General features: G+C 61.2%; 20 protein-coding genes and 2 tRNA genes. 6 read left to right on the top strand and 16 right to left on the bottom strand.

From position 1 onward, the window contains the following. Positions 1-171 precede the first annotated feature (171 nt). The 5 genes from panB to HAQ05_RS20310 all read left to right on the top strand — a co-directional run bounded on the left by panB (position 172) and on the right by HAQ05_RS20310 (position 7,569). Entirely contained in the window at positions 172-972 is an 801-nt protein-coding gene (gene panB, locus HAQ05_RS20290) for a 3-methyl-2-oxobutanoate hydroxymethyltransferase (RefSeq protein WP_190423891.1), read from the top strand. Then, positions 969-1,841 (top strand): pantoate--beta-alanine ligase, encoded by an 873-nt coding sequence (panC, locus tag HAQ05_RS20295; protein WP_190423893.1) that lies wholly within the window; start codon positions 969-971, stop codon positions 1,839-1,841. Before panB ends, panC begins: the two co-directional genes overlap by 4 nt. A 149-nt stretch (positions 1,842-1,990) precedes the next feature. Continuing rightward, positions 1,991-3,655 (top strand): glucose-6-phosphate isomerase, encoded by a 1,665-nt coding sequence (gene pgi, locus HAQ05_RS20300; protein WP_190423895.1) that lies wholly within the window; start codon positions 1,991-1,993, stop codon positions 3,653-3,655. 37 nt (positions 3,656-3,692) lie between these two features. Further along, positions 3,693-4,565, top strand: coding sequence for an oxygenase MpaB family protein (locus HAQ05_RS20305; protein WP_190423897.1), 873 nt, complete (start codon positions 3,693-3,695; stop codon positions 4,563-4,565). A gap of 85 nt (positions 4,566-4,650) precedes the next feature. Then, a complete protein-coding gene (locus HAQ05_RS20310) occupies positions 4,651-7,569 on the top strand; it encodes a DUF748 domain-containing protein (RefSeq protein WP_190423899.1) in 2,919 nt (972 codons plus the stop codon). Between the two features lie 147 nt (positions 7,570-7,716). On the opposite strand, the gene HAQ05_RS20315 is transcribed toward HAQ05_RS20310, so the two are convergent. Beyond that, complete coding sequence (locus tag HAQ05_RS20315; protein WP_190423902.1) at positions 7,717-8,739, bottom strand: alpha/beta hydrolase; 1,023 nt, start codon at positions 8,737-8,739, stop codon at positions 7,717-7,719. Between the two features lie 108 nt (positions 8,740-8,847). Then, positions 8,848-9,273, bottom strand: a complete 426-nt coding sequence (locus HAQ05_RS20320; protein ID WP_190423903.1) for an organic hydroperoxide resistance protein — start codon at positions 9,271-9,273, stop codon at positions 8,848-8,850. Between the two features lie 111 nt (positions 9,274-9,384). On the opposite strand from HAQ05_RS20320, the gene HAQ05_RS20325 reads away from it, so the two are divergent. Continuing rightward, complete coding sequence (locus HAQ05_RS20325; protein WP_190423906.1) at positions 9,385-10,269, top strand: AraC family transcriptional regulator; 885 nt, start codon at positions 9,385-9,387, stop codon at positions 10,267-10,269. Between the two features lie 105 nt (positions 10,270-10,374). Here HAQ05_RS20325 and HAQ05_RS20330 read toward each other — a convergent pair whose 3' ends face one another. The 14 genes from HAQ05_RS20330 to folP all read right to left on the bottom strand — a co-directional run bounded on the left by HAQ05_RS20330 (position 10,375) and on the right by folP (position 23,640). Beyond that, complete coding sequence (locus tag HAQ05_RS20330; RefSeq protein ID WP_190423907.1) at positions 10,375-10,722, bottom strand: BON domain-containing protein; 348 nt, start codon at positions 10,720-10,722, stop codon at positions 10,375-10,377. A 290-nt stretch (positions 10,723-11,012) separates the two neighbouring features. After that, a complete protein-coding gene (pnp, locus tag HAQ05_RS20335; RefSeq protein ID WP_190423909.1) occupies positions 11,013-13,121 on the bottom strand; it encodes a polyribonucleotide nucleotidyltransferase in 2,109 nt (702 codons plus the stop codon). 288 nt (positions 13,122-13,409) lie between these two features. Continuing rightward, positions 13,410-13,679, bottom strand: coding sequence for a 30S ribosomal protein S15 (gene rpsO / locus HAQ05_RS20340; protein ID WP_190423912.1), 270 nt, complete (start codon positions 13,677-13,679; stop codon positions 13,410-13,412). Positions 13,680-13,793: 114 nt separating this feature from the next. Then, positions 13,794-14,711 (bottom strand): tRNA pseudouridine(55) synthase TruB, encoded by a 918-nt coding sequence (truB, locus tag HAQ05_RS20345; protein ID WP_190423914.1) that lies wholly within the window; start codon positions 14,709-14,711, stop codon positions 13,794-13,796. Positions 14,712-14,714: 3 nt separating this feature from the next. Then, positions 14,715-15,101 (bottom strand): 30S ribosome-binding factor RbfA, encoded by a 387-nt coding sequence (gene rbfA, locus HAQ05_RS20350; RefSeq protein WP_190423916.1) that lies wholly within the window; start codon positions 15,099-15,101, stop codon positions 14,715-14,717. A 105-nt stretch (positions 15,102-15,206) separates the two neighbouring features. Next, positions 15,207-17,780, bottom strand: coding sequence for a translation initiation factor IF-2 (gene infB / locus HAQ05_RS20355; RefSeq protein WP_190423918.1), 2,574 nt, complete (start codon positions 17,778-17,780; stop codon positions 15,207-15,209). 26 nt (positions 17,781-17,806) lie between these two features. After that, complete coding sequence (gene nusA / locus HAQ05_RS20360; protein WP_190423920.1) at positions 17,807-19,288, bottom strand: transcription termination factor NusA; 1,482 nt, start codon at positions 19,286-19,288, stop codon at positions 17,807-17,809. A gap of 63 nt (positions 19,289-19,351) precedes the next feature. Beyond that, positions 19,352-19,810, bottom strand: coding sequence for a ribosome maturation factor RimP (gene rimP / locus HAQ05_RS20365; RefSeq protein WP_190423922.1), 459 nt, complete (start codon positions 19,808-19,810; stop codon positions 19,352-19,354). Between the two features lie 127 nt (positions 19,811-19,937). Continuing rightward, positions 19,938-20,014: transfer RNA gene (locus tag HAQ05_RS20370), tRNA-Met, on the bottom strand. Positions 20,015-20,111: 97 nt separating this feature from the next. Beyond that, positions 20,112-20,197 (bottom strand) — tRNA-Leu (locus HAQ05_RS20375). 20 nt (positions 20,198-20,217) lie between these two features. Beyond that, positions 20,218-20,604, bottom strand: a complete 387-nt coding sequence (gene secG, locus HAQ05_RS20380; protein WP_190423979.1) for a preprotein translocase subunit SecG — start codon at positions 20,602-20,604, stop codon at positions 20,218-20,220. A 4-nt stretch (positions 20,605-20,608) separates the two neighbouring features. Continuing rightward, positions 20,609-21,364 carry a triose-phosphate isomerase gene (tpiA, locus tag HAQ05_RS20385; RefSeq protein ID WP_190423924.1) on the bottom strand — a complete coding sequence of 252 codons (756 nt, stop codon included), beginning with the start codon at positions 21,362-21,364 and terminating at the stop codon, positions 20,609-20,611. Positions 21,365-21,430: 66 nt separating this feature from the next. Further along, positions 21,431-22,771, bottom strand: a complete 1,341-nt coding sequence (gene glmM / locus HAQ05_RS20390; protein WP_190423927.1) for a phosphoglucosamine mutase — start codon at positions 22,769-22,771, stop codon at positions 21,431-21,433. Between the two features lie 17 nt (positions 22,772-22,788). Next, positions 22,789-23,640 carry a dihydropteroate synthase gene (gene folP, locus HAQ05_RS20395; RefSeq protein WP_190423929.1) on the bottom strand — a complete coding sequence of 284 codons (852 nt, stop codon included), beginning with the start codon at positions 23,638-23,640 and terminating at the stop codon, positions 22,789-22,791. Between the last annotated feature and the right edge of the window lie 3 nt (positions 23,641-23,643).

Raw genomic sequence — 23,643 nt, forward strand, 5'->3', positions numbered from 1 at the left:
TAGCTCCGGCTAGGTGGAGAAACCTGCGCCGCGCAGGCAGCTCACGCCCGGCGTACAGGGTGAACGGCAATAAACTGCTGTGGCCTAAACCTCGCCCAGATCAGGTTACCGCCACCGCCAGCCCATAGGTGCGCCGCCCCGCCAGGTGCGGCCGACCGAGGATGCCTTTTGATGCCAGCGATCACCCTCACCACCCTACAAGGCCTCAAGCACAAGGGTGAAACAATAACAATGCTGACCTGCTACGACGCCACGTTCGCCCACCTCGCCAGCCAGGCGGGGGTGGAGGTACTGCTGGTCGGTGACTCCCTGGGCATGGTCTTGCAAGGCCATGACAGCACGCTGCCGGTGAGCGTGGCCGACATGGCCTACCACACTGCCTGCGTCAAACGCGGTAACCAGGGTGCATTGATCATTGCCGACCTGCCCTTCATGGCCGGTGCGACCGCCGAGCAAGCCCTGCTGAACTGCACCACGCTCATGCAGGCCGGCGCGCACATGGTCAAGCTCGAAGGTGGCGCCTGGCTGGGCAGCACGGTACGCCTGCTCACCGAGCGCGGTATACCGGTGTGCGTGCACCTGGGGTTGACCCCGCAATCGGTGAACCTTATCGGCGGCTACAAGGTTCAGGGCCGCGAACAGGCGCAGGCGCGCCAACTCTGCGACGCCGCACACGCCTTGGAACAGGCCGGCGCCGCGATGATCGTGCTCGAGTGTGTGCCCAGCGCATTGGCCCATGACGTTACCCGCGCCGCCCAGGTGCCAGTGATCGGTATCGGCGCTGGCAACGCAACCGACGGCCAGGTATTGGTGCTGCACGATATGCTCGGCCTTTCACTGACCGGCCGCGTACCGAAGTTCGTGAAGAACTTCATGGCCGGCCAGCCGGATATTACCAGCGCCCTGCGCGCCTATGTCGGTGCGGTCAAAGACCGCAGCTTTCCTGCCAGCGAACACGGATTCAACGCATGAACACAGTCAATAGCGTCCGGGAGCTACGCGCCGCAGTGGCCCGCGCCCGCAACGAGGGCAAGCGCATCGGCTTCGTGCCGACCATGGGCAACCTGCACGCCGGGCACATCGCGCTGGTCACCAAAGCCCAGCAGCGTGCCGACTTCGTCGTGGCCAGCATCTTCGTCAACCCCTTGCAGTTCGGCCCCCACGAAGACCTCGACAGCTACCCGCGCACCCTCGCCGCCGACCAGGAGAAACTCGTGCAGGCAGGCTGCAACCTGCTGTTTGCGCCCAGCGTCAGCGAAATGTACCCCGCCGGCACCGCCGTGCAAACGCGCGTTAGCGTACCGGAGCTGGCCCAGGAACTGTGCGGCGCAAGCCGCCCCGGGCATTTCGACGGTGTAGCGACCGTGGTCTGCAAACTGTTCAACGTGGTGCAACCAGACCTCGCCGTGTTCGGCCAAAAGGATTACCAGCAGTTGGCGGTGCTTCGCGCCATGGTGCGCGACCTGAACATGCCCATCCAGATCATCGGCGAGGCGACCGTACGCGCCGAAGACGGCCTGGCGCTGTCTTCGCGCAATAGCTACCTCAATGCCGAACAGCGCGCCCTGGCGCCACTGCTGCAACAAACGCTGCAACGCATGGCCTCGGCCATTCTGGCCGGCGAGCGGCACTACGAAGCATTGATGACCCGCCACCGCCAAGCCATCGCTGCCAGCGGCCTGCGCTTGGATTACCTCGACATTCGCGAAGCCACCACATTGCACCCGGCCACCGTAGGCGACTCACTGGTGGTGATCCTGGTTGCCGCCTATGCCGGCACAACACGGCTGATCGACAACCTTACCCTGGACCTGGCAGCGGCGACCGATAAACCCCAGTGACCGGATGGCCATCTGCGCGTATGCTCGGGGTAATTGCGGGCCGGCGCGGCCGTTGGCGCGGCCTTCGGCGCAACCTTCATGTATTAAAGGCAACCGGGCCGGCGGCCCAATGTCCAAGAGGCAGTACAAGTAATAAGGATCCTGCAGCTATGGCGTACTACCGCACACCCCACGACGTCACGACCCTGCCCGCTTGGCAGGCGTTAAGCGAACACCGCGCGGCCATGAAGGGCTTCAGTATGCGCGAGGCGTTCAATGCCGACCCCAACCGTTTCGATACATTTTCCCTGAGCGGTTGCGGCCTGTTTCTGGACTACTCCAAGAACCTCATTACCCAGCACACCCGCGACCTGCTGGTGCAACTGGCCGATGAGGTAAAGCTTCAAGACGCGATCGGCGCCATGTTCAGCGGCGAGATCCTCAATGCCTCGGAGAACCGCCCCGCGCTGCACACCGCGTTGCGCCGGCCGGTGGGTGACAAGCTCAAGGTCAACGGCAGCAACGTGATGCCTGAAGTGCATCGGGTGCTCAACCAGATGACCGAACTGGTCACCCGTATTCACGACGGGCTGTGGCGTGGCTATAGCGAAAAACCCATCACCGACGTGGTCAATATCGGTATTGGCGGTTCGTTCCTGGGCCCAGAGCTGGTGTCCGAAGCGCTGTTACCCTATGCGCAAAAAGGCGTGCGCTGCCATTACCTGGCCAATATCGACGGCAGTGAATTCCACGAATTGGCTTCGCGCATTCGCGCCGAAACCACGCTGTTCATCGTTTCGTCCAAGTCGTTCAGCACCCTCGAAACCCTGAAGAACGCCCAAGCCGCCCGTGCGTGGTACCTGGCCCAGGGCGGCTCGGAGGCCGAGCTGCACCGCCACTTCATTGCCGTGTCGAGCAACAACGCCGCCGCCGTGGCGTTCGGCATCCGTGAAGAGAACATCTTTCCAATGTGGGATTGGGTTGGCGGGCGCTACTCGCTGTGGTCGGCGATCGGCCTACCGATCGCCATGAGCATCGGCACCGCCAACTTCAAGGAGTTGCTCTCCGGCGCCTACACCATGGACCAACATTTCCAGACCGCGCCGTTCGCCGAGAACATGCCGGTGCTGCTGGCGCTGCTGGGCGTGTGGTATGGCAACTTCTGGGGGGCGCAAAGCCACGCGATCCTGCCCTACGACCATTACCTGCGTAACATCACCAAACACCTGCAACAGCTCGACATGGAGTCCAATGGCAAGAGCGTTCGCCAGGACGGCAGCCCGGTGGTTACGGGCACCGGCCCGGTGATCTGGGGCGGCGTGGGCTGCAATGGCCAACACGCCTACCACCAACTGTTGCACCAAGGCACCTTACTGATCCCGGCGGACTTCATCGTGCCAGTGGTCAGCTTCAACCCGGTAGCCGACCATCACCAATGGCTGTTCGCCAACTGCCTGTCGCAGAGCCAAGCGTTGATGCTGGGTAAAACCCGCGCCGAAGCCGAAGCGGAGCTGCGTGAAACCGGCATGCCCGAAGACGCTGTGCAAAAGCTCGCCCCGCACAAGGTGATCCCCGGCAACCGCCCCAGCAATACGCTGGTGGTGGAACGTATCAGCCCACGCCGCCTCGGCGCGCTGGTGGCGATGTACGAACACAAGGTCTTCGTCCAAAGCGTGATCTGGGGCATTAATGCCTTCGACCAATGGGGCGTGGAATTGGGCAAGGAACTGGGCAAAGGTGTGTATCAGCGGCTGATCGGCGGGATCGAAGAGCCGGCTGAAGACCCTTCGACCCAAGGCCTGATCGACTTCTTCCGCAGCCGCCACCGCGGCTGAGCACAGGCGCCCTCACCCGCGCGAGGGCGCTCCATGCATGGACGCTATCCGCCGCCGTATCGAGCGCCAGGTACTCAGCCTCACCGGCTTGTCACTGGGCCAACTGGACCTTGAGAACCCCAAGGGCGACCCGGGCCTGTTCGGCCCGGCGTCGGTCTGTTGGCAAGTGCATGGTGATTTCACCAGCATGCTGATCGGTGGCATCGCTGCACTGATGCTGCAGATGCTCCACCCGTTGGCGTTGGCCGGGGTATGGGACCACTCGAATTTTCGCCAGGACATGCTTGGGCGGCTGCGCCGCACCGGGCAGTTCATTTCCGGTACCACGTTCGGCGCCACCCACGATGCCGAATGGCTGATCGAAAAAGTGCGCACTATCCACCTGCAAATCAGCGGCACGGCCCTGGACGGCCGCCCCTACGCGGCCAGCGACCCGAACCTGCTCACCTGGGTACACGTGGCCGAGATGAGCCAGTTTCTCGCCGCACATTTGCGCTACCGCAACCCGCGCCTGCCGCCCGAAGAGCAGGACCGTTATTACCGGGAAGTTGCGTTGGTGGCGCAACGCCTGGGCGCCCGGGATGTGCCCACCTCGTGTGGGGCGGTGGCCGATTACCTTCAGGGGCAGCGCCCACAGTTGTTATGCGACGCTCGTTGCCGTGAAGTGGTAACGCTGCTGCTCGATGCGCCGGCACCCAGCAGGGCCGCCAAGCCCGTGGGCCAATTGATGATGCGCGCCGGTATCGACCTGCTGCCCGGCTGGGCCAGTGAAATGCTCGGGCTGCATCAAGGCCGGCTGCAAAAACACGGGGTGCGCGGTGCCGTGCAATGCGTGGCGCCTATCCTGCGCTGGGCTGTGCGCGATGGCTCTGCCCACCGTGCGCGACGCCGGCTGGGCATCGAAACCTAACGATAATGAGTGGCGCGCTGCCGACAATGAACCGACTGGGCGTGCCATACTCAAAACCACGTTTAATCGACACGGCGAAACATTCATGCGCAAAGGATTCATACGCGCCGCGATCGGTGTGCTGGTGGCCATCGGTCTTTACGCCCTTTTAGGCTTTTTGCTGCTACCTGGGGTGGCCCTGCGAATCGCCAACCAACAACTGGCCCATTACTCGACGTTGCCGGCACGGCTGGAACGTATCGAATTCAACCCGTTCAGCCTTGAACTCACGCTGTGGGGCCTGCACCTGGGCGCCCCCGGCGCCGACCAAGTGGCCTTCGAGCGGCTGTATGCGAACCTGCAGGTCGACAGCCTTTGGACCGGCGCATTGCACCTGGCGGCCGTCACCCTCGACAAACCCCACACGGAACTTGCCTTTGCCAAAGACGGCACACTCAACTTGGCAAAGTTGTTCAACCTGCCGCCCAGCGAACCCAAACCGGCCCAGCCCGACAGCAAACCCTTCCCGGTGCGGATCGGGGTCATCACGCTGAACGAAGGGTATTTGCACTTCAAGGATGAGCGGCCAAGCGAGCCCATCGAGTTCGTTTACGATTCGATGAACCTGGCGCTGAAAAACCTCAGCACCTTGCCGGACGACAACGCCGATATGACCTTGGTCGCCGATGGCCCCACGGGCGGCCGTATCGACTGGGCTGGGCAGGTGAGCCTGCAGCCGATCGCCTCGCACGGCACCCTCAAAGTGACTGACGGCCGCCTGCAAGTGTGGTGGCCCTATATACGCGACCGCATACCGCTTGACCTCAAGCAAGGGCGCTTCAGCTTCAGTACCGCCTACCAACTGAATCTGGCCGACACCACCGACCTGAAACTGGAACAGGCGGCCCTGACCCTAGCCCCCTTTGCCGTGGACAGCGCAGAAGGCAAACCCCTGCTGCGCCTGGAACGCCTAGACGTGGCGGATACCACGTTCGACCTCGCCAGCCGGCGCGTCACCCTGGGCAAGGTCAGCAGCGATAAACTCGAAGCCTGGGCCGCGCACGAGGCTGACGGCCAGCTCGACTGGCAAAAGCTGCTAGCCAGCCCGCCGGCCAAACCCGCCGAGCCCCAGCCTCAGCCGCCCGCAACGACTGCTGCACCGCCCCCTGCCGCCAAGCCGGACAAGCCCTGGCAAATCCTGCTCACCGACGTGCAGCTTCGCGGTTATCAATTTCATTTGGCCGACCGCCAGCCGAAGGCGCCGGTCGCGCTCGACGTGGGCCCGCTGAACCTCGACCTGCAAGGTTTCGACAGCCTGGCGTCCAAGCCCTTCACGGTCAAACTCGATACTGGGGTCGGCAAACAGGGCAAGCTGCAGGCCAGCGGCCAAGTGGGCCTACAGCCAGTCAGCGCCCAACTCAAGGTCGCCACCCAAGACCTTGACCTGCGAGTGGCCCAGGCTTATATCAGCCCATTCGTCCGCTTGGAGTTGCGCAGTGGGATGCTTGACAGCGACCTGGCGGTAGACCTCAAGGGCACCGACCCACTGGCGTTCAGCGTGACCGGCAATGCGCAAGTGAACCAGTTGCATACCCTGGATACCCTCAAATCGCGGGATTTCGTGCGCTGGAGCAGGCTCGACGTACAGGGCCTGGATTACCGCCAGGGCGAAGGCCTGAACATTGCCAGCATTGCCCTGCAACAGCCTTATGTGCGCTTCATGATCAACGAAGACCAAACCACCAATGTCGACGACCTGATCATCAAACAGCCGGCCGACCCCGCCGCACCGCCCAGTAGCAGCGCCAACAAAGGCAAGCCCATGCCTATTCGCATCGGCGGCATCAGCATCAACGAAGGCTCGGCAAACTTTGCCGATTTCACCCTTACCCCCAACTTCGCCACGGCCATCCAACAGTTGCAAGGCAAAATAGGCACGCTCGACAACAGCTCGCCGAAGGCTGCCCAGGTCGATATCAATGGCCGTGTAGACCGTTATGCACCGGTAGTCATCAAAGGCAACCTCACGCCTTTCGACCCATTGAACAGCCTCGACATTGCCACCAGCTTCAAACGCGTAGAGCTGACCACCCTGACCCCCTACTCCGGCAAATTCGCCGGCTACCGTATACGCAAGGGCCGGTTGAGCCTCGACCTGCATTACCAGATCCGTTCAGGCAAGCTGCAGGCGCAGAACAACGTGTTGGTGGAGCAACTGCAACTGGGCGACAGAGTAGACAGCCCTGATGCGGTCAACTTGCCGATAAAACTGGCAGTGGCCTTGCTTAAGGATAATCAGGGCAATATCGCTATCGCCCTGCCGGTGTCTGGCGACCTGAACAACCCGCAATTTTCGGTGATGCCTATCGTTTGGCAAACCCTGCGTAACCTGTTGGTGCGCGCGGCTTCGGCACCCTTCAAATTGCTGGGCGGCCTGGTTCACGGCGCCGACTCCGAAGACCTCAGCAGCGTGGCGTTCGCCCCCGGCAGCAGCGAGCTGGACGCCCAGGCCCAAGCCAGCCTGCTAAAACTTGCCACGGCCCTGAAGCAACGGCCAGAGTTGCGCCTGGAAGTGGAAGGCACCAGCGCCAAGGGCAGCGACGGCCAATTGCTGGCACAACAGCGGCTGGAGCAGGAATATCAGAACACCTGGTACAAGATCCTGCAGCGGCGCGGCGACAAAGTCCCCGCCCAGGCGTCGTTGCTTCAGGTACCCGACAGCGAAAAGCCCGCCCTGCTCGAAGGCATCTACCGCGCTCGCTTAAAACAACAACCGCCCGCGGCCTGGCAGCAGCTCGACAGCGACGAACACGAACAGAAGCTGCGCGACGCGGTTATCGGCTCTTGGAGCGATAGCACCGCATTGCTAAGGGAACTGGGCCAAGCCCGCGCCAGTGCGATCAAAAACTTTTTGGTGGACAAAGGCCAGTTGGCCGATGAGCGCGTGTTCTTGATCGATGCGAACCTGGTCGATGCACAAGCCAACGCCAAGGTAGCAACTAATTTGCACCTGGATGCTGACTGAGCATAGCTGCGTGCCCTTGCCAGCCTTTCGTGGGTATTGAATGGCGCTTCAAACGTGATACGTGGGACAGCGCGTATGCGGCCGGTGGTGGCACACAGGCAATGATCTACGAGGTGCCCCCCCGGCCGGAGCGGAGTGCCGCTTCGTTCAGCGTTCAAGGCTCTGCTTCAGTTCTTCGCTGGCCTGATGCAACGCTGCGCGCACCGCCGGCACGTCGGCGAGCGCGTTGAGCAGGCCATAGTCATGGATCATGCCGTTGTAGCGCACCGACACCACTGGCACCCCGGCTTGGTCAAGGTGGCGCGCATAGGCTTCGCCTTCGTCGCGCAGCACGTCGTTCTCGGCGGTCTGCACCAATGCCGGCGGCAGGCCCTTTAACTGTTCCGGCGTGGCCAGCAGTGGCGACGCGTAAATTTCCGCACGCTGCTGGGTGTCGGTGGTATAGGCGTCCCAGAACCATTTCATCGCGCTTTTGCTCAAGAAATAGCCGTTGGCGTAGGTGTCATAGGACGTGTTCTCAAAACTGGCATTGGTCACCGGCCAGAACAGGATTTGCGAGCGCAGCTTAGGCCCGTTTTCCAGCTTGGCCTTCAACGCAACGACCGCCGCGGCATTGCCGCCGACGCTGTTACCGACGACAGCGAGCGGGTTGTTATCGAGACTGAATGCCTTGCGGTGGGTATCGGCGTATTGCGTGGCCAGGTATTCCTGATTGATGGAGGTCGGGTAGTGCGCTTCGGGAGACGGGGTGAAGTTGACGAAGATCGCTTCCTGCCCGGAATCGACGACGAGGTCGCGCACGAAGCGTTCATGGTCGGCATAGCTGCCGAGAACCCAGCCACCGCCGTGGAAGAACATGAAGCCCGGCAGCGCGCCTTTCGCACCTTGCGGGCGCACGATGGTCAGCTTCAAGGGGCGGCCGTTGTAGTCGATGGTTTTTTCGCTAACATCCGCTGGCGGCAACTTGGCGCCTTTCTGCGCACCGAGCAGCACCTGCCGGGCATCGGCCGGCGACAGGGCTTCAAGTGGCTTGCCGCCGCCTTTGGCGAGGGCTTCGAGGAAACTCTGCACATGGCTTTCAACCAGCGGGCCGCCAGCGTTGGCGGCAAAGGCGGTGGAAGTAGATGCGGCCAGGGCGACGGCTGCGGTGATCTGGGTCCAACGGTTCATGGTGGTTTCTCCAGGCAAAGAAAGGCTATCGACGCTGCGGCTGCGGCGTCGTGGGTGCAATGGGGGGAAGGCTATCGCTGGAAACAATGATCGATTACGTCTGATTTCTCAGATGATGGTCAGCGTTACATCGATGTTGCCGCGGGTGGCGTTCGAGTATGGGCAGACGATGTGCGCCTTTTGCACCAGGTCCTCGGCGACGCCGCGAACCAGGCCCGGCAGGCTGATCTTCAGCTCGACTTCGATGCCGAAGCCGGTCGGGATCGCGCCGATGCCGACGGCGGCCTGTATGTTGGTATCGACCGGCAGTGCAAATTTTTCCTTGCTGGCGGCGAACTTCAGGGCACCGAGAAAGCAAGCCGAATAGCCGGCGGCGAACAGTTGTTCCGGGTTGGTGCCTTGCCCGCCTGCCCCACCGAGTGCCTTCGGCGTGGCCAACTTGAGGTCGAGGACGTTGTCGGACGAGACGGCGCGGCCGTCCCGGCCACCTGTGGCGGTGGCATGGGCGGTGTAAAGGGTTTTTTCGATGGACATGACGCAACTCCTGATCGGGCGGATAGAGGCCAGTTGGCAGGTGTTACTTTGCCCTAATCAGGCGTACGATATGCTACGTTAAGTCCCATAAACTTTACTCATAGTTCGAATATGGTTGATCGCCTTGAATCGTTGTTCGATCGCTTCAGCGTGACGGCAGAGGCATTCCATGCCGGCCCGCTGTGCGGCATCAATGACCTGACTGCCGAGGGCACCGGCCAGTTGCACTTGGTGCGCTGGGGTGAAGCGGATGTGGTGAATGAGGGCAAGCTTGCCGTGCGCGTGCGGGAGCCGAGCCTGCTGCTGTACCCGCGCCCGTTGGCGCACCGCTTCATCACTGACGAAGTGCGCGGCGCGGATTTCGCGTGTGCCAACCTTAAATTCGGGGGTGGCCCTTCCCATCCGATCGCAGCGGCGCTGCCGGCGTTCATGTGCTTGCCATTGAGTAAGATCGAAGGCGCCGAAGGTGTGTTGGCCCTCCTGTTCGACGAAGCGTTCACCAGACGCTGCGCCAGGCAAGCCATGCTCGACCGTTTGTTCGAAGTATTGCTGATCCAGATTCTTCGCCATTCGATGGAGCACGGCCACGCCAAAGCCGGGCTGCTGGCGGGTTTGTCACATCCGCGCTTGCGCCATGCGCTGGTGGCGATGCACGAACACCCGGAAAAGGAATGGATGCTGGAAACACTGGCCAGCGCCGCCGGTATGTCGCGCACGGTGTTTGCCAATACCTTCCACGAGGTTGTCGGCGTGACGCCTGGCCAATACTTGCAAAGCTGGCGCATCAGCCTCGCGCAACTGGCGATACATCGTGGCCAGCCGTTGAAGCTGATCGCCGATGAGGTGGGCTACAGCAGCGAGGCAGCATTATCGCGTGCATTCAAGGCGCAAATCGGCAGGTCGCCACGCGAATGGAAGCGTGCGCAAGCGCAAGCCGGTTGGGCGGCCTCGCGGCCAGGCGTAGCCCAGCGAAGTACCGCCCCAGAGCCTTCGTGAAAAAAAGGCCCCGCTCAGTTGAGCGGGGCCTCAGGGTGATCAGGTCCTTCTGATCTTAGCATGAACCCAGTGGATGGGGTTCGGCGGTAATATCTATTCTCGATATTACTCAGCCTTCAGGCCGTCGGCGGAAACAGCCTTCACACCTTTGATCTTTTTGGTGATGGCTACCGCAGTAGTCTTCTGAGCCTCGGTAATGGCCACCGTCGACGACAAGGAAACCACGCCTTTATTGGTTTCAACTTTGATGTCAGTGCCTGGGATGCCTTTTTCGGTCACCAAATCGGCTTTAACCTTCGTGGTGATCCAGGTGTCGGAAACCTCACCCTTAGTCGTCTCAGCGGCTGCCAGCACCATCGGTGCCGGTTGCGCTTCGGCGGCTTGGGCGATAGCGACGTTACCCAAGCTCAGGGCCAGGGCGGTAGCAGCGGCAGCAATAGCAAACTTTTTCATACGAAAAACTCCTGTTCTCTTGAAAAGCTCCCCCGGCGTTCTAATGAGTAGTGGGGCAGTGCGATTGTTGTTGCAGGGGCCGTGCCAGACAGCTGAAAAAAAATATGCTTTTAATAACAGCCAGTTATGAAACCGCCGTTACGCCTCAGTCGTGCAAGTTGCATGGATAAGGTAAAACTTTGCGTGCAAGTTGCAGCTCCCTGAAAAATGGGGTGCGTCAACAGCCGGGCCAGCGCAAAAAAAAGGCCCCGCGGTTATCCCTGCGGGGCCCTTCTTATAGCCTAGGGCTCTTAGATACCGGAGGCTTCGGCAGCCGGCACGTCCTTGATCGAAAGCTTGATGCGGCCGCGGTTGTCCACGTCCAGCACCAATACCTTGACCTCTTGGCCTTCCTTGAGCACGTCGGTGACCTTCTCCACGCGCTGGTCGCTCAGCATGGAGATGTGCACCAGGCCGTCTTTACCCGGCAGGATGTTAACAAAGGCGCCGAAATCGACGATACGCTCGACCTTGCCCACATAGACCTTACCGATTTCCGCCTCGGCAGTAATGCCCAGCACGCGCTGGCGTGCGGCCTCGGCGGCTTCTTTGGTTTCACCGAAGATCTTGATCGAACCATCGTCCTCGATGTCGATCGAGGCTTTGGTTTCTTCGCAAATGCCACGAATGGTTGCGCCACCCTTGCCGATCACATCGCGGATCTTGTCGGTATCGATTTTCATCGACAGCATGGTCGGGGCGTTCGCCGACAGCTCGGTGCGCGACTGGGCGATCACGTCGTTCATCTGGCCGAGGATGTTCAGGCGCGCTTCCAGGGCTTGGCCCAGGGCGATCTCCATGATCTCTTCGGTGATGCCGTTGATCTTGATGTCCATCTGCAGCGCGGTCACGCCCTTGGCAGTGCCGGCGACCTTGAAGTCCATGTCGCCGAGGTGGTCTTCGTCGCCGAGGATGTCGGTCAATACGGCGAACTTCTCACCCTCCTTGACCAAGCCCATGGCGATACCCGCCACCGGCGCCTTCATAGGCACACCGGCATCCATCAGCGCCAGCGAAGCACCGCATACCGACGCCATGGAGCTGGAGCCGTTCGATTCTGTGATTTCCGACACCACGCGAATGGTATAGGGGAACTCGCTGTCTTTCGGCAGCATGGCCTGTACGCCCCGGCGTGCCAGGCGGCCGTGGCCAATCTCGCGGCGGCCGGCACCGCCCATGCGGCCACACTCACCCACCGAGAACGGCGGGAAGTTGTAATGCAGCAGGAACGCGTCTTTCTTCTCACCTTCGAGGGTGTCGAGCAGTTGGGCGTCACGCGCGGTGCCAAGGGTCGCGACCACCAGCGCCTGGGTTTCACCGCGGGTAAACAGGGCCGAACCGTGGGTTTTGGGAAGCACGCCGACTTGGATATCCAGCGGGCGCACGGTACGGGTATCACGGCCGTCGATACGCGGTACGCCGTTGACGATATTCTCGCGCACAGTGCGGTATTCGATCTCACCGAAAATCTCTTTCACTTCGCCCACGCTCGGGGCGCCATCCTGTTCGCTGGCGAAGCGGGCAATGGCCTGTTCACGCAGCTCGCCCAGGCGGGTGTAGCGGTCGGCCTTCTGGGTGATGGTATAGGCTTGCGAAATGGCCGCGCCAAACTCACCGCGCACGGCGTCGATCAGGGCGCTATTGGTAGCCGGCGGTTGCCAATCCCACGTCGGCTTGGCGGCTTCGGCGGCCAGTTCCTTGACGGCGTTGATCACCACTTGCAACTCGTCGTGGGCAAACAGCACAGCGCCGAGCATTTGGTCCTCGGTCAGTTCCTGGGCTTCGGATTCAACCATCAGCACTGCATCGCTGGTACCGGCCACGACCATGTCCAGGCGCGATGCAGAGAGTTGTTCGTAGGTGGGGTTGAGCAGGTAGCCGGTGCCTTCGTGGTAGGCCACGCGAGCGGCGCCGATTGGGCCGCTGAACGGGATGCCGGAAACGGCCAAGGCGGCGGAAGTACCGATCATCGCAGCGATATCCGGGTCGGTCTTCTTGCTGGTGGACAGCACGGTGCAAACCACCTGCACCTCATTCATGAAGCCTTCGGGGAACAGCGGGCGAATCGGCCGGTCGATCAAGCGCGACGTCAGCGTTTCCTTTTCGGAAGGGCGGCCTTCACGCTTGAAGAAACCGCCGGGGATTTTCCCGGCGGCGTAGGTTTTTTCCTGGTAGTGCACCGACAGCGGGAAAAACCCCTTGCCTGGGTCAGCCTGCTTGGCGCCGACCACGGTGACTAATACGGTGACGTCGTTATCGACGCTGACCAGCACGGCACCACTGGCCTGGCGGGCGATACGGCCCGTCTCGAGGGTTACGGTCGACTGGCCGAACTGAAATTTCTTGATTACCGGGTTCACGGCTTCCTACCTTCTATTGCTCTAGGGGAAACGGGCCGAGGCGTTGTACGGCGCGTGGCGTTGCGGGCCACTTTTGCGTACGAACCCTCACAAAAATGCTTGGGCAACCGCGGGGTTCGGCCCGGCAGCCGTCCAGATAAAACTTGAGGCTGGAAGCCCGGCCACCCGCTGCATACGCATCGGGCGGCGCGAGCCGCCAACCTCATTGAATCGCACAGCCGCCGCGCCACGATCAGCCTGAGCCGGGACGAAGCGCGAAGCGCTGTGCTCACCACTGGCCGTTCGCAATCAGCGGCGCAGGCCCAAGCGACCGATCAAGGTGCTGTAGCGGGTGGTGTCCTTGCCTTTCAGGTAGTCCAGCAGCTTGCGACGCTGGTTAACCATGCGGATCAGACCACGACGGGAGTGGTGGTCTTTACCATTGGCCTTGAAGTGGTCTTGCAGCTTGTTGATGTTCGCGGTCAACAGGGCAACCTGAACTTCCGGCGAACCGGTGTCACTGGCAGCTTGCTGATATTCGCCAACGATACGAGCTTTTTCTTCAACGCTGAGTGCCATGAGGCTTCTCCTAATCAACGGGAAACGCTAAAAGCGAACCCAATAGGCCGAGGTCGAAACCCCGTATAAAAAAATGAGGCGTGACCGTGCCTATTAACAGCCACCCTCGTTCGGTCACTCCGACCGAATCAAGCGACGCGGCGCGATGCGCCCGTCTTCAGCCACTTCACCGATACCGATGAAGCGCCCTGTATGATCTTGCACCCGCACCATGCCAAAGGCCGGTGCCTGCGGTGCGCGTACCGGTTGGCCATGCAACCAGTAATAGCTGCTGTGCTCGGAAAACTGCACGGCCGGCCAACTGAGCAGGCCGCTGTCGGCCGGCAATAGAAACCGGTCCAGCGCCTCGCTGCCGCCCTCGGCATGCGCCGCCTCCAACGCTTGCAACGTGACCGCCTGCGGCAGGCTGAACGGCCCCGCCTGGGTACGGCGCAACTGTGCCACATAGGCACCGCAACCCAACCGCTCGCCAAGGTCTTCGACCAAGGTACGGATATAGGTGCCTTTACTGCAGCTCACGGCGAGCGTTGCGGTGGTACCCTCAACCGCTAGCAATTCCAGGCTGGCAATAGTAACAGAACGCGCCTCGCGCTCCACTACTTCACCGGCACGTGCGAGCTTGTAAAGCGGTTGCCCGTCGCGTTTGAGCGCTGAATACATCGGCGGTATCTGGCGTATCTGCCCGCGAAAGGCCGGCAGGTTAGCTTCGATGTCTGCGCGACCGGCGGTAACCTCGCGGCGCTGTAGCACCTCGCCTTCGGCATCGGCGGTGGTGGTGGTCACTCCCAGTTGCATCTGCGTATGGTAAGCCTTGTCGGCGTCGAGCAGGTACTGTGAAAACTTGGTCGCCTCACCGAAGCACAGCGGCAGCACGCCGGTGGCCAACGGGTCGAGGCTACCGGTGTGGCCGGCCTTCTGAGCATTGAGCAGCCAACGCACTTTCTGCAGCGCGGCATTGGAGGTGAGGCCCAGGGGTTTGTCCAACAGGATAATGCCGCTGACGTCGCGGCGGATACGCTTGACCTGTGCCACCGCTTACTCCTTGTCGGCGTCGCGGTGCTGGCTGTCTTCTGCCACCGCCCGCTCGATCAACGCCGATAAATGGGCGCCACGGGCCACGCTTTCGTCATAATGGAAGTGCAACTGCGGCACACTGCGCAGTTTCATTTCCTTGCCCAACTGGGTGCGCAGAAAACCCGCGGCAGCCCCGAGCACTTTCAGGCTCTGGGCCACTTGGTCCTGGCCTTCGGCCCCCATCACGGTGATGTAGACCTTGGCATGGCCCAGGTCGCGCGACACGTCGACCGCGGTAATGGTGACCAAGCCCACGCGCGGGTCTTTGACTTCCCGGCGAATCAATTGGGCCAGTTCGCGTTGTATCTGGTCGCCGATGCGCTGGGTACGGCTGTATTCTTTTGCCATGGTGAAACTACCTGTATCTCCCCACTGTTGGGGGCTGAAAGCGGCAAACGCCCGGCCTGGCGAAGGCCAGGCCGGGCGCTGCGGGATCGTGGCTGGCAGGCTCGGTTAGAGCGTACGGGCCACCTGGACTTTCTCGAAGACTTCGATCTTGTCCCCGACCTTGACGTCGTTGTAGCTCTTGACGCCAATACCGCACTCCATGCCGTTACGCACTTCGGCCATGTCGTCCTTGAAGCGGCGCAGCGATTCCAATTCGCCTTCGAAGATAACCACGTCTTCGCGCAGCACCCGGATCGGGCGGTTGCGGTAGACCACACCTTCGATGACCATACAACCGGCGATCGCACCGAACTTCGGCGAACGGAACACGTCGCGCACTTCGGCGACACCCAGGATGTTCTCCCGCACATCGCTGCCAAGCATGCCGGTCAGGGCTTTCTTGACGTCTTCGATGATGTCGTAGATCACGTTGTAGTAACGCAGGTCCAGGCCTTCCTGCTCGACGATCTTGCGCGCGCCAGCATCGGCACGCACGTTGAAGCCGAACAGCACGGCATTGGATGCCAGCGCCAGGTTCGCATCGCTCTCAGTGATACCACCCACGCCACCGGCGACCACACGCACCTGCACTTCGTCGTTGCCCAGGCCCGCCAGCGCGCCTTGCAACGCTTCGAGGGAACCGCGCACATCGGACTTGAGCACGATGTTGAGGGTCTTTTTCTCTTCCTGCCCCATGGTTTCGAAGATGTTCTCGAGCTTGCCGGCCTGGGCACGGGCGAGTTTGACCTCGCGGAACTTGCCCTGGCGGAACAGCGCGACTTCGCGGGCTTTCTTCTCGTCAGCCACTACGCTCATCTCGTCACCGGCTTCCGGCGTACCGTCCAGGCCGAGAATCTCGACTGGGATCGACGGGCCGGCTTCCTTCACGGTTTTGCCATTCTCGTCGTACATGGCGCGGATACGGCCGAAATTCGAGCCAACCAGCACCATGTCGCCTTGGCGCAGCGTACCGTCTTGTACCAGCACGGTCGCTACCGGGCCACGGCCCTTGTCGAGGCGGGATTCGACGACCACGCCACGGCCTGGGGCCTGCGGGCTGGCTCGCAGTTCAAGCACTTCCGCCTGCAACAGTACCGCTTCGAGCAGTTCATCGACGCCAGTACCCATTTTTGCCGAAACCGGCACGAACATGGTATTGCCGCCCCACTCCTCAGGGATCACATCCAGCGCACCCAGGCCGCTCTTGATACGGTCCAGGTCAGCGCCCGGTTTGTCGATCTTGTTCACCGCGACCACCAGCGGAACACCGGCTGCCTTGGCGTGCTGCACGGCTTCCTCGGTTTGCGGCATCACGCCGTCGTCGGCTGCCACCACCAGGATAACGATGTCGGTGGCCTTGGCACCACGCGCCCGCATCGCGGTGAATGCCGCGTGGCCCGGGGTATCGAGGAAGGTGACCATGCCACGGTCGGTTTCCACGTGGTATGCACCGATGTGCTGGGTAATACCGCCGGCTTCGCCCGCGGCGACTTTTGCCCGGCGGATGTAGTCGAGCAGCGAGGTTTTACCATGGTCGACGTGGCCCATCACGGTCACCACTGGCGCACGGGAAACCTTCTCGCCTTCGAACCTGAGCGATTCGGCCAGGGATTCTTCCAAAGCGTTGTCGCTGACCAGCCTCACCTTATGGCCCAATTCTTCGGCGACCAGTTGGGCCGTTTCACGGTCCAACACCTGGTTGATGGTCACTGGCGTGCCCAGCTTGAACATGAACTTGACCACTTCGGCGCCCTTCACGGACATCTGCTGGGCCAAGTCGGCCACGGTGATGGTTTCACCGAGGTTCACGTCACGCACCAGAGGCCCGGTGGGGTTCTGGAACCCATGGGCGTTGCGCTTCTTGAGCTTGGACTTGCCACCGCCACGGCGCCGGAAGCCATCGCTTTCCTCGTCGGTGGTGCGCGGCGCGGCGCGTACCGTCGGGGCCTTCTGTTTGTCGGGCGCGCGATGGGGTTGGCTCTTGCCCCGGCGATCGTCCTCGGCACTGCGCGCGGTCTTCTCCGGGCGGTTCTCCGTACGGCGAGGAGCGTCTTCACGCTTACGCACTTGAACGGTGGTAGCCGGTACGGCCGGGCGCTCTGGCGTCGCCACCGGTTGCCCCGCAGCGCCGTCGGCCACTGCTACGGCCTCTTGCTCCGCAGGCTGGGTGCCGGCTAATGGCGCGGCCGCTGGGCCACCCGTAGGTTCTTCGGCCGCAGCCTGAGGCTGGCGTTGCGCGCCGTCCTCCGCACGCTGCGGGCTAGCTTGTGCATCGGCCTTCTCACGGGCAGCCGCTTCGGCAGCACGGCGCTCCTCGAGTTCGCGGCGCTGTTCGGCCTCGATCTCTTCCGGGCTACGCTTAACGAAGGTTTTCTTCTTGCGCACTTCAACACTGATGGTTTTGCTGCCAGCAACTCTCAGGGTGCTGGTGGTCTTGCGCTGCAAGGTAATCTTGCGCGGTTCTTCCACTTTCACCTTGTGGCTGCTCTTGAGATGGGCCAGCAACGCTTGCTTTTCGTTATCGGTCACAACTTGGCCGGCATCCGTGTGTGGCAAGCCTGCCTCACGCATTTGCTGCAACAGGCGCTCTACCGGGGCGGCAACCTCTTGGGCCAGTTCTTTCACCGTGACTTGCGTCATGCACTTCTCTCCTCAGGCCGCACTACTTACTCGAACCAATGGGCTCGGGCGGCCATGATCAACTTGCCGGCACGATCTTGGTCGATGCCGCCGATGTCGAGCAGGTCGTCGATCGACTGCTCGGCCAGGTCTTCGCGGTTTACGACGCCGCGTACCGCCAGTTCCATCGCCAGTTCCTTGTCCATGCCCTCTAGCGAGAGCAGGTCTTCTGCCGGATGGGCATCTGCCAGCTTTTCTTCGGAAGCGATGGCCGCAGTCAACAAACGATCCTTGGCGCGGGCGCGCAGCTCATTGACGATATCCTCGTCGAAGCCATCGATGTTGAGCATTTCTTCCAGAGGAACGTAGGCAATCTCTTCCAGGCTGGTGAAACCTTCGTCTACCAGTACCTGGGCCAGGTCTTCGTCGACTTCCAACTCGTTGACGAAATTGCGCAGGATATCGCCTGTCTCGGCCTGCTGCTTGGCCTGGATGTCCGACTCGGTCATCACGTTCAGCGTCCAGCCGGTCAGTTGGCTGGCCAACCGCACGTTCTGCCCGCCCCGGCCGATGGCCTGGGCAAGGTTATCAGCCGCGACGGCGATATCCATCGCGTGGGCGTCCTCATCCACGATAATCGCTGCGACTTCCGCCGGCGACATGGCATTGATAACGAACTGCGCCGGGTTCTCGTCCCACAGCACGATATCCACCCGCTCGCCGCCCAATTCGCCAGACACCGCTTGTACCCGCGAACCGCGCATGCCGATGCAGGCACCCTGCGGGTCGATGCGCTTGTCCTTGGAACGCACGGCAATCTTGGCACGCGAACCCGGGTCTCGAGAAGCTGCCATGACCTCGATCAGGCCCTCGGCGATTTCCGGTACCTCGATGCGGAACAACTCGATGAGCATCTGCGGCGCCGTACGCGACAGGATCAACTGCGGGCCGCGGTTCTCGCTGCGAATTTCCTTGAGCAGCGCGCGAACCCGCACACCCACGCGGAAAGTCTCACGGGAAATGATGTCTTCGCGGGCCAACAGCGCCTCGGCGTTGTTGCCCAGGTCGACGATAACATTGTCGCGTGTCACCTTCTTGACCGTACCGGAGATGATCTCGCCTACCTTTTCACGGTAGGCATCCACCACCTGGGCACGCTCGGCCTCGCGAACCTTCTGCACAATGACCTGTTTGGCGGTCTGCGCGGCAATACGACCAAACTCGATCGATTCTATTTTTTCTTCGATCACTTCACCGGCGACGGCGCCAGGCTTACGCGCCTGAGCCTGGTCTACGGCCAACTGGATCGCAGGGTCTTCGAAATCTTCATCTTCGACCACTGTCCAGCGCCGGAAGGTTTCGTAGTTACCCGTGTGGCGGTTGATTTCAACACGCAGGTCGACTTCATCTTCGAACCGCTTCTTGGTCGCGGTTGCTAGCGCAATTTCCAGCGCCTCGAAGATAACGCCCGCCGGTACGCCCTTTTCATTGGATACCGACTCAACAACCAGCAGTACTTCTTTACTCATCGTACGCCTCGCCTTTCGCAAGCCTTTTAGGATCCGCACACAAAGCGCGGAACCCGAAACGTCTTAGTCAAACCGTGGAATGATGTTGGCCTTGTCAATCGAATCGACCGGCAACAGGAACTCATGGTTATCGACTTGGACCACGACATCCTGTTCCTCCACACCGCGGAGCAGGCCCTGGAAATTGCGCCGGCCGTCAAAGGGGCTGCGCAATTTGATTTTTACGTGTTCACCTACATGGGCGGCAAACTGCTCAAGCGTGAACAGCGGCCGATCCATGCCAGGGGAGGAGACTTCGAGGGTGTATTCGACGCTGATCGGGTCTTCGACATCGAGTACACCGCTAACCTGGCGGCTGACGACTTCGCAATCGTCGACGCCAATGCCGGTGTCTTTGTCGATAAAAACCCGTAACAACGTATGGCGGCCTTGGGAAACGTATTCGATCCCCCAGCATTGATAGCCAAGCGCTTCAACCACCGGGGCCAGCAAGGCCTGCAACTGTTCTAGCTTGCTCGACACCTGAACCCCCTCGTGCATGCTGTGCAAATAAAAAATGGGCGAAACGCCCATCCTGGAAACACCCTGGTTACAAGCGGCGTCAAGAACTGATCAGCTAACAAAAAGCCCCTGAGCAGGGGCCTAAAACTGGTTGCGGGGGCTGGATTTGAACCAACGACCTTCGGGTTATGAGCCCGACGAGCTACCAGACTGCTCCACCCCGCGACAAAGCTGGGCCGAAAGTATACGACCGAACCCTTCAAGGGTCAATCGAGCCTCCAGCGACAAAAAAGCCCGCTACAAAGCGGGCTCCTCTGATAATTGGTACCGAGAAGGGGACTCGAACCCCTACACCCTATGGGCACAACCACCTCAAGGTTGCGTGTCTACCAATTCCACCACCTCGGCAAAACTACTTCGAAACCCGGTTACTTCTGCTCAGGAGCGGCGGGGACATCAGCCGGGGCTGCATCACCTTTTTGCTCCTGAAGCACTGGTACATCATCTGAAGCAGGCTTCTGCTGAGGTACCTCGATTGCAGCGGGTTGTTGCGGTAACCCTACTTGATTAAGCTCATGAGCTTTCTCTTTAGCAAAGTAACCTAAACCCAAGCTGGTCAAGAAGAAACAGGCGGCCAGTATAGCAGTAACCTTACTCAAAAAGGTAGCGGAACCTTGGCTTCCGAACACAGTATTTGAAGCGCCTGCGCCGAAAGATGCACCCGCTTCCGCACCCTTACCCTGCTGCAACAGCACAAGGACAACTACGCCCAAAGCTGCAAGCAGATGAAACACAACTACGACTGTTTCCAGCATTTTGTCAGTTTCCCGCGGCGCGACAAATCGCACCGAAATCATCTGCATTCAGGGAGGCACCACCAATCAGCCCCCCATCGATGTCCGGCATGTTGAACAGCTCGGCTGCATTCGCCGCCTTTACACTGCCGCCGTAAAGAAGCCGCACGTTTTGCGCGACCTCTGCATTCTTGGCCGCCAGTTGGGCCCGGATGGCTGCGTGAACCTCCTGTGCCTGCGCTGGCGATGCCGTGAGCCCCGTACCGATAGCCCAAACCGGCTCGTACGCGACCACCGCCTTGTGGAACACCTCGATACCCAGGGCATCGACGATACTGTTCAACTGCCTGGCGACCACCCCTAGGGTGTTGCCCGCCTCACGCTCGGCAAGGGTTTCCCCTACGCAAAGCACCGGCACCAGCCCAACCTGCTGTGCGGCCGCGAACTTGAGGCATAGCTCCTCATCGCTCTCGCCCAGCACTTGGCGGCGCTCCGAATGCCCGACCAAGGCCAGCGTACAACCGGCATCGGCCAACTGGCTGGCGGCAATTTCGCCGGTCAGGGGGCCTTGCTCGGCCTGGCGCGCCACGTTCTGCGCCCCTACCGAAATGGCGGTGCCATTCAGGGCCTCGACCACCTGACCAATGTATAAACTGGGTGGAAACACCGCAACATCGACATTGGTTGGGAAATCAAAGGCTTTCAACGACCGAGTCAGCTCAGCGACGCTAGCGCCGGTACCGTGCATTTTCCAGTTACCCGCTACCATCTTACGACGCATGCTGTACCTCGTCGGTCAAAGTGGGCGCAGATGTTACCCAAGGTTGATATAGCTGGCAAGCCAAAATCACGCGCACACCTCGCCGACCAACTTTGCCAGCTCTTCGGCATAACGGCGCACCTGCAGTTCTTCATCGCCTTCAACCATTACCCGCACCAAGGGCTCTGTGCCCGACTTGCGCAACAGCACGCGGCCGCGGCCCTTCATGGCGGTGGTGACCCGCTCGCAGGCCTGGGTCACCTCAGGGTCTTGCACCGGATCGCCCCCTGAACCGTTAAAGTGCACATTGATCAACACCTGTGGGCATTTACGCAGCCCATGGCGCGCCTGTGCCAGGGTTTCCCCGCGGCGCTTGAGCGCCAGCAACACCTGCAGCGCGGCAATGATCGCATCACCCGTGGTGGTATGCTGGGCACAAACGATGTGCCCGGAGTTCTCGCCGCCCAAGTGCCATTCACGCTCGAGCATTTCGGCGATCACATAGCGGTCACCTACTTTGGCACGGGTAAAAGGAATCTGCAGCTCTTCCAAGGCCAGTTCCAGGCCCAGGTTGCTCATCAGGGTGCCGACCACGCCCCCCCGAAGCTTGCCCCGGTCCTGCAGGTCGCGGGCAATGATGAACAAGAGTTCGTCACCGTCCACGATCGCCCCGGTATGATCGACCATCAGTACCCGGTCGCCATCGCCGTCGAACGCGATGCCCAGGTCGGCATGCCCCACGAGCACGGCCGCTTGCAAGGCTTCCATGTGCGTGGAGCCGCAATTCTCATTGATGTTCAGGCCATCGGGCGCGGCACTGAGCACCGTGACCTGGGCGCCCAATTCACGTAATACGTTCGGCGCCACCTTGTAGGTCGCACCATGGGCGCAATCGATCACCACCTTGAGGCCGGCGAAATCGGTCGTGGTCGGCACGCTGCTCTTGCAGAATTCGATATAGCGGCCGGCAGCGTCGTTGATTCGCGACACTTTGCCCAGCTTCGCAGACTCAACCACCGTCATGGGCTGGTCCATCAGCTCTTCGATCATCAGTTCGAGCTCGTCGGGCAACTTGGTACCCTGCCCCGAGAAGAACTTGATGCCATTGTCGTCGTGCGGGTTGTGCGAGGCACTGATCACAATGCCCGCCTCGGCATGGAAAGTTCGTGTGAGGTAGGCGATCGCCGGCGTGGGCATCGGGCCCAGCAACATCACATCGGCACCTGCCGCCGAAAGCCCCGCTTCCAGCGCCGACTCGAACATGTAGCCGGAAATCCGGGTGTCTTTACCTACCAATACCCGGCAAGCACCCATCTTGCGAAATGCCATGCCTGCCGCCCACCCCAACTTGAGCATGAAGTCTGGAGTAATGGGGTATTCTCCTACACGGCCCCGGATACCGTCGGTGCCAAAATACTTTCTGCTCATACGCACTCCAGAAGTTCTTATTCGGCCGCTTCCACGGCTTCGAGCATGCGCACCACATCCATGGTCTGCGCCACGTCGTGCACACGCAATATACGCGCCCCCTTGACCTGCGCCAGGGCAGCCAGGGCCAGGCTTCCAAACAGCCGTTCGCCTACCGGCTTGCCAAGGGCCAAGCCCACGATGCTCTTGCGCGAAACACCGACCAACAAGGGCCTGCCCAATTCGAACAATGCGGGCATGTGCTTGAACAAGCTCAAATTGTGCGCATGGGTTTTGGCAAAGCCGAAACCAGGGTCCAGCACAATATGCGAAGCGTCGATACCCGCGGCTTGGCAGGCGCGTAGGCGCTCGGCGAGAAACTCGCTCACCTGCGCTACCACGTTGTGGTAGTGGGGTGCCTCCTGCATGTTCCCAGGCTCGCCAACCATGTGCATCAAGCACACCGGCAACCCGGTGGCCGCCGCCGCTTCGAGGGCACCCTCGCGCCGTAGGGAGCGCACATCGTTGATCAAGCCCGCGCCGAGCCGCGCCACTTCTCGCATTACCTGGGGCGTGGAGGTGTCTACGGAAACCACCACGTCCAATTCGCGAGTAATGACTTCGACCACCGGCGCCACCCGTTCCAATTCTTCGCCGGGGGCGACCGGCGCAGCACCGGGGCGAGTCGACTCGCCGCCGATATCGACCAGGGTCGCGCCGGCTGCCACCATCGCTTGGGCGTGGCGTAACGCTTGCTTGATGGATATGAAGCGCCCGCCGTCGGAGAAGGAGTCAGGGGTTACGTTGAGGATACCCATGACATGGGTACGGCTCAAATCAAGAACCCGGTTGCCGCAAGGCAACCGGGTTGGGTACAACGCTGGCATCATGTA

The sequence above is a fragment of the Pseudomonas typographi genome (genome assembly GCF_014694385.1).
GTDB lineage: Bacteria > Pseudomonadota > Gammaproteobacteria > Pseudomonadales > Pseudomonadaceae > Aquipseudomonas > Aquipseudomonas typographi.

Coding starts and splice junctions, on each gene's coding strand:
- panB (WP_190423891.1), top strand. CDS start 172: ATGCCAGCGATCACCCTCACCACCCTACAAGGCCTCAAGCACAAGGGT.
- panC (WP_190423893.1), top strand. CDS start 969: ATGAACACAGTCAATAGCGTCCGGGAGCTACGCGCCGCAGTGGCCCGC.
- pgi (WP_190423895.1), top strand. CDS start 1,991: ATGGCGTACTACCGCACACCCCACGACGTCACGACCCTGCCCGCTTGG.
- HAQ05_RS20305 (WP_190423897.1), top strand. CDS start 3,693: ATGGACGCTATCCGCCGCCGTATCGAGCGCCAGGTACTCAGCCTCACC.
- HAQ05_RS20310 (WP_190423899.1), top strand. CDS start 4,651: ATGCGCAAAGGATTCATACGCGCCGCGATCGGTGTGCTGGTGGCCATC.
- HAQ05_RS20315 (WP_190423902.1), bottom strand. CDS start 8,739: ATGAACCGTTGGACCCAGATCACCGCAGCCGTCGCCCTGGCCGCATCT.
- HAQ05_RS20320 (WP_190423903.1), bottom strand. CDS start 9,273: ATGTCCATCGAAAAAACCCTTTACACCGCCCATGCCACCGCCACAGGT.
- HAQ05_RS20325 (WP_190423906.1), top strand. CDS start 9,385: ATGGTTGATCGCCTTGAATCGTTGTTCGATCGCTTCAGCGTGACGGCA.
- HAQ05_RS20330 (WP_190423907.1), bottom strand. CDS start 10,722: ATGAAAAAGTTTGCTATTGCTGCCGCTGCTACCGCCCTGGCCCTGAGC.
- rpsO (WP_190423912.1), bottom strand. CDS start 13,679: ATGGCACTCAGCGTTGAAGAAAAAGCTCGTATCGTTGGCGAATATCAG.
- rbfA (WP_190423916.1), bottom strand. CDS start 15,101: ATGGCAAAAGAATACAGCCGTACCCAGCGCATCGGCGACCAGATACAA.
- infB (WP_190423918.1), bottom strand. CDS start 17,780: ATGACGCAAGTCACGGTGAAAGAACTGGCCCAAGAGGTTGCCGCCCCG.
- nusA (WP_190423920.1), bottom strand. CDS start 19,288: ATGAGTAAAGAAGTACTGCTGGTTGTTGAGTCGGTATCCAATGAAAAG.
- secG (WP_190423979.1), bottom strand. CDS start 20,604: ATGCTGGAAACAGTCGTAGTTGTGTTTCATCTGCTTGCAGCTTTGGGC.
- tpiA (WP_190423924.1), bottom strand. CDS start 21,364: ATGCGTCGTAAGATGGTAGCGGGTAACTGGAAAATGCACGGTACCGGC.
- glmM (WP_190423927.1), bottom strand. CDS start 22,771: ATGAGCAGAAAGTATTTTGGCACCGACGGTATCCGGGGCCGTGTAGGA.
- folP (WP_190423929.1), bottom strand. CDS start 23,640: ATGATGCCAGCGTTGTACCCAACCCGGTTGCCTTGCGGCAACCGGGTT.